Consider the following 12,918-nt stretch of genomic DNA (forward strand, 5'->3'; position numbering starts at 1 on the left):
GGCCCCGGCGACGGGGACCGTCCGGGTTGGTCTTACAATATGTTTCATGCTTAACCCCACCTCTTCGCGCGCCGTCCGGGCCTGGGCCAGGGCGGCTTTCTTCTGCCTGCTGTTCGGGTGGGGAATCAGCGGCGCGCTGGAGCTGGACACCGCGCGGTTGGAGCAGGTCGCGGCCAGCCGGTATGGCAGCAAGGGGGCGCACGCGGTCGCGGCCTGGCTGCAATTGCTGCAAGACGACAGGGCGCTGGACGAGCCGGACAAACTGACCAGCGTGAATACCTTCTGGAACCGGAGGCTGTTGCAGGCCGAGGACCAGACGATATGGGGACAGGCCGATTACTGGGCCACGCCGCTGGAGGCGCTGGGCAAGGGCGCCGGCGACTGCGAAGACTTCGTCATCGGCAAGTATTTTTCGTTGATCAAATTGGGCGTGCCGACCAGCAAGCTCCGTTTCGTGTATGTGCGCGCGCGCATCGGTGGGCCGGAAAGCAGCGAGCAGATCGCTCACATGGTGCTGGCCTACTATCCGACCGCCAATTCGGTGCCGCTGGTGCTGGACAGCCTGATATCCGATATCCTGCCCGCCAGTCAGCGCAGGGATCTGACACCCGTATTCAGTTTCAATGCCGACGGCGTGTACGTCGACGGCAAACATGCCGCCCCGGTCGATCGTATCGGCCGCTGGCGCGATCTGCTTCAGCGCATGGCGCGTGAAGGCATCCGGCAATAGGCGTTGCAGGAATTCATCCATGTCCATACTTCGACAACTACTGCTCAGTATCACCATCGCCATCGCGATCATCCTGCTCGGCACCCTGGCGCTGAGCGTGACCGCGGCGCGCGATTACCTGGCCGGCCAATTGCAGGTACAGAGCAGCGATGCGGCCGTATCCCTGGCGCTATCGCTCTCGCAGCCCGCGAACAGTTCGCGCGTGACGCAGGAACTGCTGGTGTCCGCGCTGTATGACGGCGGGCATTTTTCGCTGGTGCGGCTGACCGATCCCCAGGGCCAGATCATCATCGAACGCAGCGGCCAGAGCGCGGCGACGGCGGTGCCCGGCTGGTTCCAGCGGCTGGTTTCCTTGTCCGCCAAATCCGCCAGCCACGTGGTGACCGACGGTTGGCGCCAGATCGGCGAGGTCACGCTGACGGCCAATGACGCCTATGCCTGGGAGACGCTGTGGGCGAGCAGCCTGCAGATGATCCTGGTCATCGTCGCGGCGGGCCTGGTCTGGGCCTTGTTCGCTTTTGCCCTGGTGCGGTGGATCGAAAAGCGCCTGCTGGCCGAGGTAGGCGAACATATGCGCGCGATCGGCCGCGGGCAGTTCGGCGGGGCGCTGACCGCGCGCGTGCCGGAATTGTCGGGCATCACGGAGGCCCTGAACGAGACGCGCGAGCAACTGCGCGCCACGGCCGAGGAACAGACGGCGCGCATCGAATCCCTGGAGATCGAGGTCAACCAGGACGCGGTTACCGGACTGGCCAACCGCAAGTACTTCATCAACGAATTCCTGCGTGCCGTCGATAAGAGCCCCGGCAGGCCGGACGCGCAACGCGGGACGGAATCGGAAGACGGCCACGTGCTGGTGTTCCGCCAGCGCGACCTGGCGGCGATCAATCGCCACATGCCCCGTGATTTCGTCGACCAATGGCTGGCCGGCCTGGGGAGCAGGGTGGCGGCCCTGCTCGACCAATTCCAGCTCAACAATACGCTGGTCGCGCGCCTGAACGGCTCGGACTTCGCCTTGCTGATGCCCGGCTGCGCCGCGCCGACCGCCATGCTGGTGGCCGAGCGCCTGCGCAACGAGCTGCGCGAGGCGCGCATTCCGGTCGGCGAGGGCGGGCTTTGCCGCTGGGCCCTGGGCATGACGGATTACCAGCGCGGCGACAAGGTCGGCGATCTGCTGGGACGCCTGGATTTCGCCTTGATGCGCGGCGAAAGCGCGGGCGACGATCACGTGCAGCTGGCGACGGACGATGCGCAGGCCTTGTCCGCGCATGGCGAATCGGCGTGGCGCCGGGCGATCGCCGACGGCATCGAGCGCCAGCGCTTTACGCTGGCGCTCGAACCCCTGCTGGCGCTGGATGGCTCCGTCATGCGGCAGGAAGCCACCCTGATGCTGCACAGCCAGGGATCGCCGGAACCGATTCCCGCCAAGCTGTTCATTCCGGCGGCGACACGCCTGGATCTGACCGCCGACTGCGATATCCAGGCCGTGCGCCTGGCAGTCAGCTGGCTGATGATGAACGAAGGCGACGTGACGGTGCGCATCGCGATGCCCTCGCTGTCGCATCCCAACTTCCTGCTGCAGGTCGAGCGGATGCTGGCCGAACGCAAGCAATTGGCGACGCGGCTGTACCTGGAAGTCGATGCGCACGCGGTGGTGGAGCGGCGCGATGCCGTGGCGGAGTTGTGCCGCATCGCGAACGACTGCGGCGCCCACGTCGGCGTGCGCCGCCTGGCGCAGCAGCTCAGCGCGGTCAGCCTGCTGCACAGCCTGTCGCTGGCCTATGTGAAACTGGGTGGAGGCTTCGTCACCGGCATGGCCCGCAGCCTGGGCAGCCAGCAACTGGCGGTCTCGGTGCTGGAAACCGCGCGCTCGCTGGGCATCCAGGTCTATGCGGAAGACGTGCCGGACGAGGCGACGCGCGGCATCCTGGCGAAGCTCGGCGTGACTGTGATGCGTGGGCCGGGCATCGTGGCGGCTCGAGGTGCGGCGTGAATCCCACCCGATGGTTCGGCAGGAAGTCAAAACAGCTCGTCGAGATTTAAAAGCCCGTGTCGCTGAAGTTGCATATCGTCCCGGTTCCAGGCGTTGCATCCGAATAGCCCAGGTGGGGAGAGGGTCGCATCCGGATAGGCCGCCGCCACGAACGTTTCAGCGGAGAGCCGGATGCGCAGTATATGGACTTATCAAACACTGGCGAACGGTTTATTGAGCAACGGGGTCATCGCCCTGGTGCCCGGCAAAGGTGAAGACCTATATGTGGCGACGACCGGGGGAATTTCGGGATCGGATACCCTGGGAGAATGGTGGAACCCGGCAGTGTTACGCCAGTCGAATAACTTCGACATCTGCGTCAATCAGGCTTCCGGGGTTCTGGTCTTCACCACAGTGGATTGCACGGGACTTGGGGTGCAACGATCGTTTGGCGGCGAGGTGCATTTCCTCACCCGCGAACGTGACGGACTGGCTTCGGACTGCATAAGATCGGTAAACATCGATCAGGCAGCGGCAGTGGCGGCCAATGATGAACTGGGGCCGGTGGTCATTTCGCACTACGACGGAAGCGGGGTGGGCGACCGCCTGGCGAGGACGCTATCCGTATATAAAGTCGAAACCGGGAAATGGCGGATGGTGGAACTCGCCGACGGCTTCAACATTCTGCGTGTCAGGTTTTTCTCCGGAAAAATCTATGCCTGCACGGAAGGTGGCCTCGCCATATCCGCCGACGGTGGCGAGCATTGGAGCTATATAGACAGGTTCTCCGCTCCGCCCAGATTGCCTTGGGCCGGTCAAGCCGCTTCCGGGGCACGGGTCAACGATATTCACATAGGCGTCGACGGGACCTGGTATATCCTGTGCCAATCGACAGTGTCATCCTGGCTATTGAAATCCAGCGATGGGGGGCGAACCTGCGAAATACTGTTGTCGAACCTGCAGGACGCCTACCAAACGATCGAGGCATCCCGCGACGACCTGTTTGTCCTTTCCTACAGCCGGCTGACGGTATTCAATACCCGCGAGAGTTCCGTAAAGATATTCCGGGATGCGAATGGTCTGAAGGTGGGCGCCTCGGTCGACTCGAACCATCGTTTCACTGTGCACGATGGCAGGGTTTTCATACCGACGGATGTCGGCGTCGCGGTCGCCGCGGCCGCCGACATCGCATCGTATCCTCCGCTTTGGCAGTACGCGACGACAGCCCGGGGTCTGCCGGATAACGCCGTGCTGTGTGTTTCCGGGTCGCCCAGCAAGCCGGGCGTGCCTGTGCTGGCGGGGACCCCAAGTGGCTTGGCGGCCAGCATCGATGGCGGGCAATCATGGGCCGGCCTGGACAGGCTGGGCAGCACTCTCTTGGGAAGGACGCGAATAAACGACCTATTCTATTGTTCGACGCCCACGACGCCTTTCTATGGCATCGCCGCCGACAACGGTTTTTTCTTCTGCAGTAATCCGCTTCTGCCCGGTGTGTCGGCGGCGCATTACACAACGCGGGATGGACTGGCGAGCAACCGAGTCGTCTGTGTCTTTGCCCGAATGTACACGTCCATGCAAGCGTGGGTTGGACATGACGGCGAAGGCCTTTCCTATTGCCTGGATGGAAAGTGGCATATCGCGAACAAGGATAGCGGTCTGGCCGGGAATCACGTCCTGAGTATCCGGCCAGGGTGGTACAAGGAAAAGCCGCGTCTGTACGCCTGTGGCTACGATAAAGATCCCTTCACGGGCGAGGAATCGGCGGCTTTGTCGTTTTCCGAAGATAACGGTAAAACCTGGGTTGCCGTCAGGCGGCTGTCCTGGCCCGTTGGCGTGCCTTACAGGCTGTTCGATGTATGCTCGGTCGATTATTCCAGCGACGTTCTCTATGGCCTGATTTGCAACAAGGCAGCCCATGATATTTGGTTCGCCAAATCGGTCGACGGGGGCGCTTCATGGGACACTGCCGGCGCCTTCATGCTGGACATCTACAAGCAGAGCGCCGGTTCGGCGCCGGACAGCAGTCCGAAGATCTATTCGGACACGCGGGGGCAATTTATATCGTTGCCGAATTCAATCTATTTCCCCGTGCCGGCTCAGAATTTCCTGCAGTGCGTGTATTGGCAAGACGGATTACGGCAAGGAAATGTCGGATCAACCTTCATTGACGCCGATGGGAACATATATCGGGGTAATGGATCGTCTGGTGTAGGTTTATCCAACGTGGCATATATGCCTTTCTACTATTGGGCAGGCCAGCCGGAGGGCTGAGGCGCCCAGCCGTTTTCCGGCCATGCGCCCGCCGCGATCGGTACCTATCTCCAGCGGATGGGCGCGGCTGGCGCCAGATGCGGGAACCTCTCCGTCGGACCTGCAGGCCCATCGCGCCGACCTGGCCAACCGCGTTATCGGAACGCGTCGCGTCTGGCGCCGGGCCGAGTCGGGACGAAATTCAACACTAAACCACCGTATTTAAAAGCTCTCTCGCGGCGACTTAAGTAGGCTCTCCATATCGCCGGCGCGTGTACGCATGCCCACCAGAGGAGCCTCGGGCTCGGCGTATCCGGATAGGTCCGGCCATACTCATCCTGCGTGGAGACTCGAATGCGAAATATATGGCGCTATCAGACCCAAGCTAATGGGTTGTCCAGCAACGCCGTTTCGGCTGTCGTGCCCGGGAAAGGCCAGGACGTGTATGCAGCCGCGGGCCCTGCGATCTGCTCATCGAGCGACCTTGGAACATTGTGGATTCCGCGGGTTCCCGGCCAGACGGGCGAGGGCGATATTTGCGTGAATCAGCATTCCGGCGCGCTGTTGTTTGCCGCCCCGGCCTGCGGCGGACTCGGGGTTCAAGCATCGCCGGACAGCGACCCGCGGATTCTTACCCGGGAGCATGATGGCCTGGCGACGAACTGCATAGGCAGTGTGGATATCGATCAGGCTGCGGCGATGCTGACGGATGACATCCTGGGACCGGTCGCCGTTACGTATTTTGCGGCCGAGTGGCCACCTGGCGACGAAATCTTCAATAGAACCGTATCGATATACAACGTCGAGACGAAGAAATGGCGGACGTCGGTGCTTCCCGACAATTTCATCACGTGGCGTGTCAGATACTTTGGCGGGAAAGTCTACGTTTGCACGGAGGGCGGGCTGGCCATATCGAGCGATGGCGGAGAGCATTGGACCTATAAGACAGAATTCAAAGCCCCCTCCAAACCGCCGAGTTTCGACAGCGCCTATGCGTACGAGGTCGATGACATTCATATCGATGCCGACGGAAGCTGGTACATATTATGTCGACGGGACCAGTCTGCATGGCTGTTGAAATCTGTCGACGATGGGCAGTCCTGGGAAATGCTCCTGACCATTGGCTATGATTTCTTCCGTACCCTCCATGCTTCCGCGGGGAATCTATTCGTCCTGGACGATAGGAACCTAAGGGTTATGGATAAGGAAAGGGAATCCGTGAAGCTTTTCGGCCCGACCAATGGGCTGGACCTGGGAGCCGGGGCGGGGGCAGCGGAAGATGCCGTCGATCGTTTCACCGTACAGGGCGGACAGGTCTTCATACCGACAAATGTCGGTAACGCGGTGGCCGCGACGGCGGATATCGACTCATACCCACCGCTTTGGCAGTATGCGACCACCGCCGAGGGTCTTCCGGGCAACGCCGTCCGCTGTGTGATGGGGTCGTCCTATCAACCCGAGGTGCCCGTCCTGGCGGGGACGAACACCGGGCTGGCCGCCAGCATCGATGGCGGAAATAGCTGGTCGAGCGTAGACAACCTGGGCACCACCTACCTGGGCCGGCGGCAAATCAATGATCTGTGCTACAGCCCCGGCCCGACGACGCCGTACTACGGGATCGCTACCGAGGACGCGGGCTTCTTCTTTTCCAGCAACCCGTTGCTGCAGGATGTTTCCGCGTCGCATTACACGGTTCGAGACGGACTGGCGAGCGACCGGGTCGTGTGTGTTTTTACCCGGATGCATGCATCGATGCAGGCTTATCTGGGGCACGCCGGCGAAGGCCTTTCCTGGTACGACGGCCAGAAGTGGCGTGTCGTGAACACGGGCAACGGGTTGGCGGGCAACTATGTGACCAGTATCCGGTCGTGTTGGTATAAGGAAAGGACAAGGCTATACGTTTGCGGCTACGACAGGAATTCGACAGGTGAGGAATCGGCCGTTCTGTCGTTTTCGGACGATGGGGGCGTGACATGGACAGGACTCAAAACGTTGTCATGGCGGCTGGGCGACCCTTACAGATTGTTCGACGTCTGGTCGCCAGGCTATCCTGGCGACGCGCTGTACGGATTGATATGCAATAGAGAGGGCCACGATATCTGGTGGGCGAAATCGGTCGACGGCGGCGCCTCCTGGAAGCCGGACCGCCTCGAGTCTCCGCTGGACCTATATATCCCCGGCACCGATCCCTCAAACCCGTCTGGCGGCAGCCCGAAAATATCCTCCGATACGCGAGGCGTATATATATCGGTTCCCAATTCGACAGCGATTGTGAATCTGGCGCTGAACGACTGGAATTATGCTTTTTGGCAGCAAGGGCTGCGACAAGGAAACGCCGGGGCGGTTTTCGTCGATGCCGCCGGCCGGATATATCAAGGCAACGGCGCGTCCGGGATCGCGCTATCCGATCTGGCGTACGTGCCCTTTTACGACGAATATCGGCGCTAGCCCGTGTTTCGGACCGATCAGGCCAATGCCGCCAGCGCGATGCGCGCCGCTTCGGCAATCAGGCTTTCGTCCGCCTTGGCATGCGGATCGCGGCTGGCGGTGTAGATCGCCAGGACCACGGGCGGCCGGTCCGCCGGCCAGATGACGCCGAAGTCGTTCGCACTGGCGTAGTCGCCCGTGCCGGTCTTGTCGGCGACTTGCCAACCGGGCGGCACGGCCGCGCGGATGCGGCGATCGCCGGTCTTGTTGCCCAGCAGCCATGTTTTCAGCCGCGCTCGGGCGCCCGGGGGCAGGGCATCGCCCAGCACAAGGGTTTCCAGCGTGCGCGCCATGTCCGCCGGCGTCGACGTGTCGCGTTCATCGCCGGGAATGGACGTATTCAGCGCGGTTTCGAAGCGGTCCAGGCGGAAGGTCGGGTTGCCGAGGCCACGGGCGTAGGCGGTCAGGGCGCGCGGCCCGCCCAGGCGATGCAGCAGTAGATTGGCCGCCGTATTGTCGCTGTACTGTATGGCCGCCGCGCATAGCTGCGCGATCGTCATGCCGCCGTGGACGTGCTTTTCGGTGACGGGCGAATACGAAGCAAGTTCGTGCGCGGTGTAGAGAATGCGCTGATCGAGCAGGCCGGGCTGCGCGGCATCCTGGGACAGAATCGCGCCGGCCAGCACGGCCTTGAAGGTGCTGCAGAAAGCGAAGCGTTCGTGGGCGCGGTATGTCACTTCGCGGCCCGTGGCGGTGTCGACGGCGTAGACGCCCAGGCGGCGCCGATGGGCGCGTTCAAGGTGGGCATATTCGACGTCCCGCGCCGTGCCGGCCGGCGCGGCAGCGGCGTCACCGGCCGCGAGCGCGGGGCGCATCATCAGCAGCGGGGCGGCTGCCGCCCACGACAGCGCTTGTCGGCGGGTTATCGAGATGGGGGGATGGTCCGGCTTCGGGGGCATGGGCGTGTCTCCTTCACGATGGAAAAAACAGGGGATATGCATCGAGCCGTAACTATCGCGAGATTCGGTCCCTGGAACAAACGAGGATAATTGAGGGCGCCCAAAAGAAAAACTTGTACCGGAGGTTGCGTGCGTCCTTATCTACCGTTGAATGCCTTGCGCGCTTTCGAGGCATCCGCGCGCCATTTGAGCTTTACCCTTGCCGCACAGGAATTGAACGTGACGCAGGCCGCGGTCAGCCAGCAGGTACGCGGACTGGAGGATCGCCTGGGCACGCCGCTGTTCAAGCGCGTGCCCCGCGGACTGGCGTTGACCGATGAAGGGCGGGCCTTGCTGCCGGTCCTGAGCGATGCGTTCGGGCGCATCGAATCCGTGGTGAAGCAATTCGAGGGAGGCGGCCTGCGCGAAGTGCTGACCGTCGGCGTGGTGGGCACCTTCGCGGTGGGATGGCTATTGCCCAGGCTCAAGGACTTTCGCGCTACGCATCCCTTCGTGGAGCTGCGGCTGTTGACCCACAACAACCTGGTGGACATGGCGGCAGAGGGCCTGGACTTCGCCATCCGCTTCGGCGAGGGCGGATGGCCCGGTACGGATGGCGCGCTGCTGCTGGATGCGCCCCTGGCCGTCCTGTGCGCGCCATCGGTCGCGCAACGCCTGGCCACGCCGGCCGACCTGACCCGGGAAACCCTGTTGCGTTCCTATCGCGCGGACGAATGGAACATATGGTTCGCGGCCGCCGGTCTCGCGCCCTGGACGTTGAGCGGTCCGGTTTTCGATTCGTCCCGGCTGATGGTCGAGGCCGCCGTGCAAGGCGCCGGGGTGGCGTTGGCACCGCCCTGCATGTTCACCCCCGAATTGCGCCGCGGCGCGCTGGTGCGGCCTTTCGATACCGAGGTCAGCATCGGCGGCTATTGGCTGACGTGGTTGCGTTCGCGGGGCATGTCTCCCGGCATGCGCGCCTTCCATGATTGGGCCATCGCGGAGGCCCGTTGATCGTACGTTTACCAAGCGTTGAATGTTGTGGCATGCCGCGCCGGAACCGCAACCGCGATGTCGGACCGGCGCGCCGATAATTTCGGATACCGGAGATTACGCCGAAGCCCGTGTCCTTTCGTGCTAACGCTCTGTTCTTATTCCAACCCGACACGGATCCGGAGAAATCATCATGTCGACAGCGCGAATCGGCGACCTGGAAATGCACTACAAGATCCAGGGCGCCGGCGATCCCATCGTCCTTGTGGCGGGCTACGCCTGCGATCTGACATTCTGGAATGCTGTCGTGCCCACCCTGGCCGAACGGTACACCGTGGTCGCTTTCGATAACCGCGCGGTGGGCCGCACGAAAGATGACGGCAGGGCGTTTTCGATCGAGACCATGGCCGCGGACACGGCGGGCCTGATCCGCCACCTGGGTTACACCCGTGTCGGGCTGGTCGGCCAGTCCATGGGGGGCGCGATTGTGCAGACGATGATGGCCTCGGTGCCCGAAGTTTGCGGGCCCTGCGCCATCGTGAATTCCACGCGCTCGTTCAGTACCACGACCTTGCTCGCGCTGAAAACCTTGCTGGCGTTGCGCGAGGCCGACGCGGATCTGGACCTGTTGGTGGATACGGCGCTGCCCTGGCTGGCGGGCAAGGCGTGGCTGGCATCGCCGAGGAACGTCGCGGGGTTCACCGCGGCGCTGCGCGACCATCCCGCGCCGCAGTCGCTGGCCGACCAGAAGCGGCAACTGCAGGCTCTGGGAACATTCAAGGCGGCGCCGGATGCCAAGCCGTGGATCCAGCCCTCGCTGGTGATATCGGCCGCCGAAGACATCATCACCACCCCCGCCGAGGGCAGGGCCCTTGCCGCCATCCTCGGCGCCGGCTATGCCGAGCTGGCGGGAGGCCACCAGACGCCCATCGAAGAGCCCGTATCCCTGGGCGAGGCGCTGCGGGATTTCTTCGTCGCCCATCCTAGGTAAAACCCGCAGCCGCGCGCTTTCCCGTTGACGCCCCCATCCCGGGGCTTCTACCATGATGTGCATACGTAGTCACATCAAGGCCGCTTCCGGCCGTCGGTAGAGGGATAGGGATAAATGAGCGCAACGACGCGGCCCGCGCCGCCATCGCAGGCGGCCGGCATGATCGACGGCGAATGGGAAATCCGCTGCGATATGGCGGCGATCTTCCGGGCGATGAATCGCCTGGGGATGAACGAACAGATCGCCAACCATTGCAGCATGATGCTGCCTGGTACCGACAACCTGTTCCTGATCAATGCGCGTGGTTACCACTACAGCGAGATCACGGCCAGCAGCCTGATCGTCTGCGACCTGCAGGGCAATGTCCTGCGCGGCGACGGCGAGCTGCGCAAGGTCGCCTTTCACATTCACGCCCGGCTGCATCTGAAGCATCCCCAGGCGCGCTGTATCCTGCACGTGCATCCGCAATACCTTACCGCGCTGTCCTTGCTGGAAGAGGGCAGGCTGGAACTGGTGCACCAGAACAGCGCCATGCTGTACGACCGCGTGGCCTATGACGAGGTCCACAACGGCGTCGTGCTGTGGGACGAAGAGGGCGACCGCATTGCCGACGTGCTGGGCGAACGTACCATCCTGATCATGAAGAACCACGGTGTCACGGTCGTCGGCCCCAGCGTGGCCGAGGCCTTCGATGAACTCTACATCGCCGAGCGCACCTGCATGTACCAGATGACGGCGATGAACACCGGCATGAAGCTCAAGAGCATAGGCGACAACCTGCGCGACCGTTACAACGGCCCGTGGGGCGAGCGCTTCGACGCGCGCCTGCACCTGGATGCCTGGCGCCGCATGCTGGACAAGCAGGAACCGGACTACGCGACCTGATCCGGCGCGCCATGCCCGTGCGCGCGACGCTGCCGGCGCCTTGCCGTGCCGGGCGTCACAGGGGCAAGGGATTCCCGGCGGGCAGCGCGTTGCCGGCAACGGGCACCACAGACTAGTGTCAAGGGGAAGTGAATATGAAGCGATTCTTTCCGTCCGCCGGCTTGCTGGCGGCGACATGCATGACGGCCTTCGTGCTGGCCGCCGCTCCGGCCCTGGCGCAGAAGCGCGGCGGCGACGTGGTCGTGGCGCAGCAGGCCCAGCCGCCCAGCCTGGACGCGCAGATCACCTTCGCGCAGGCGGCACGCAATATCAACCTGCACATCTACGAAGCGCTGTTCGCCCGCAACGACAAGGGAGAGACCATCCCGGACCTGGCGCAAAGCTATTCCGTCGCGCCGGACAGCCTGTCGTACGAAATCAAGCTGCGCAAGGGTGTCCTGTTCCATAACATGAAGGAAATGAAGGCCGCGGACGTGAAGGCCTCGCTGGAGCGCTACGCCCGCTACGGCGGCAGCGCGCAGAACATGTCGCTTGTCGACCATATCGACATCGTCGACGACTACACGATCAGGATTTTCATGAAGAAGCCCTTCCAGGGTTTCATCGAATTCCTGGGTTCACCCCGCGCGCCCGTGGCCATTTATCCGGCCGAGGAAGCCGCCAAGGGACCGAACCAGATCAACGTGATCGGCACCGGCCCCTTCCAGCTGGTCGAGTACAAGCCTGACAGCTACGTCAAGCTCAAGCGCTTCGACTCCTATTCGGCGAACCCGAACTACCCGGGCCGCGACGGGCTGGGCGGCCGCAAGACGGCGTACTTCGATACGGTGACCTTCCGTTTCATGCCGGAGGCCGGCGCCCGCGAGTCGGCCTTGCAGACCAACGAAGTCCAGGTGCTGGAAGCCATTTCGCCCACCGCCGCCAAGCGCCTGAAGAACGACAGCAGTATCAAGATCTACGAGATGATGCCCTGGGCCTTCCAGACCATCATCCTAAATGCCGGCGCGCCGCCCACCGATAACCTGAAGGTACGCCAGGCAATCCAGGCGGCCCTGGACGACGAGGAGATCATGGCCATCTCCACCGATGGCCTGTACCGCATGACGCATGGCTGGCAGCATCCCGGTACGCCTTATTACGCGGGCGATGTGGGCAAGAGCCTGTACAACCAGCACAACCTGGATCTGGCCAAGAAGCTGCTGAAGGAGTCCGGCTACAAGGGCGAGGAAATCACCTTCATCGCCGACAACGGCTTCAAGAACCACAACGACACGGCGGTCATCGCCACCCAGCAGTTGCAGGCGATCGGCATGAACGTCAAGCTGCGCATCGCCGACTGGCCCACCACGCTGGCCGCCCGCGACAAGCCCACGGGCTGGAACCTGTTCCCCATCATGGTCGGTATCGAGCCTTACGAAGGGCCCAACGGCGTTGCCGTACTGTTCACGGGCGACCAGAACTGGCAGCACCACAAGGATGCCGGCCTGGAGGCCGCCGTGGCCAAGCTGAACAGCGCCCCGGAATTCGCCGACCGCAAGGCTGCCTTCGCGACCATCCAGCAGATCGTCTACGAGCAGGTGTATGCCATCAAGGTCGGCGACATCGGCGTACTCGAGGCCGCGCGGTCCAACCTGAAGAACTTCGTGCCGCATCGCGTCCCGCGCATGTGGGATGTCTGGTACGAATAAGCGCGATCGCGGCCACTCGCGGCGCGTTGGCGCGCCGCGATGCC

At 63.1% G+C, this 12,918-nt stretch carries 9 protein-coding genes; 8 read left to right on the forward strand and 1 reads right to left on the reverse strand.

Annotated elements, in window-relative coordinates; all coding sequences use genetic code 11:
* Positions 1-46 precede the first annotated feature (46 nt).
* From CAL28_RS12305 to CAL28_RS12320, 4 genes are all read left to right on the forward strand, one after another.
* Positions 47-730 (forward strand): transglutaminase-like cysteine peptidase, encoded by a 684-nt coding sequence (locus tag CAL28_RS12305; protein WP_094841650.1) that lies wholly within the window; start codon positions 47-49, stop codon positions 728-730.
* Positions 731-749: 19 nt separating this feature from the next.
* The gene (locus CAL28_RS12310; protein ID WP_094841651.1) at positions 750-2,723 is read left to right on the forward strand and encodes a bifunctional diguanylate cyclase/phosphodiesterase; all 1,974 of its coding nucleotides are present in this window, start codon (positions 750-752) and stop codon (positions 2,721-2,723) included.
* 171 nt (positions 2,724-2,894) lie between these two features.
* A complete protein-coding gene (locus CAL28_RS12315) occupies positions 2,895-4,973 on the forward strand; it encodes a sialidase family protein (RefSeq protein WP_094841652.1) in 2,079 nt (692 codons plus the stop codon).
* Positions 4,974-5,306: 333 nt separating this feature from the next.
* A complete protein-coding gene (locus CAL28_RS12320; protein WP_141218183.1) occupies positions 5,307-7,400 on the forward strand; it encodes a sialidase family protein in 2,094 nt (697 codons plus the stop codon).
* Positions 7,401-7,417: 17 nt separating this feature from the next.
* Here the strand turns inward: CAL28_RS12320 and bla are convergent, their stop codons facing one another.
* A complete protein-coding gene (bla, locus tag CAL28_RS12325) occupies positions 7,418-8,338 on the reverse strand; it encodes a class A beta-lactamase (RefSeq protein ID WP_094841654.1) in 921 nt (306 codons plus the stop codon).
* Positions 8,339-8,467: 129 nt separating this feature from the next.
* On the opposite strand from bla, the gene CAL28_RS12330 reads away from it, so the two are divergent.
* From CAL28_RS12330 to CAL28_RS12345, 4 genes are all read left to right on the forward strand, one after another.
* Entirely contained in the window at positions 8,468-9,331 is an 864-nt protein-coding gene (locus tag CAL28_RS12330; RefSeq protein WP_094841655.1) for a LysR family transcriptional regulator, read from the forward strand.
* Positions 9,332-9,503: 172 nt separating this feature from the next.
* Positions 9,504-10,301: an alpha/beta fold hydrolase gene (locus tag CAL28_RS12335; protein WP_094841656.1), complete on the forward strand. Its 798-nt coding sequence runs from the start codon at positions 9,504-9,506 to the stop codon at positions 10,299-10,301.
* A 114-nt stretch (positions 10,302-10,415) separates the two neighbouring features.
* Positions 10,416-11,186, forward strand: a complete 771-nt coding sequence (locus CAL28_RS12340) for a class II aldolase/adducin family protein (protein ID WP_094841657.1) — start codon at positions 10,416-10,418, stop codon at positions 11,184-11,186.
* Between the two features lie 134 nt (positions 11,187-11,320).
* Positions 11,321-12,874, forward strand: coding sequence for an ABC transporter substrate-binding protein (locus CAL28_RS12345; protein WP_094841658.1), 1,554 nt, complete (start codon positions 11,321-11,323; stop codon positions 12,872-12,874).
* Positions 12,875-12,918: the final 44 nt, after the last annotated feature.

The sequence above is a fragment of the Bordetella genomosp. 11 genome (assembly GCF_002261215.1).
In the GTDB taxonomy this organism is placed as follows: Bacteria; Pseudomonadota; Gammaproteobacteria; order Burkholderiales; family Burkholderiaceae_B; genus Bordetella_C.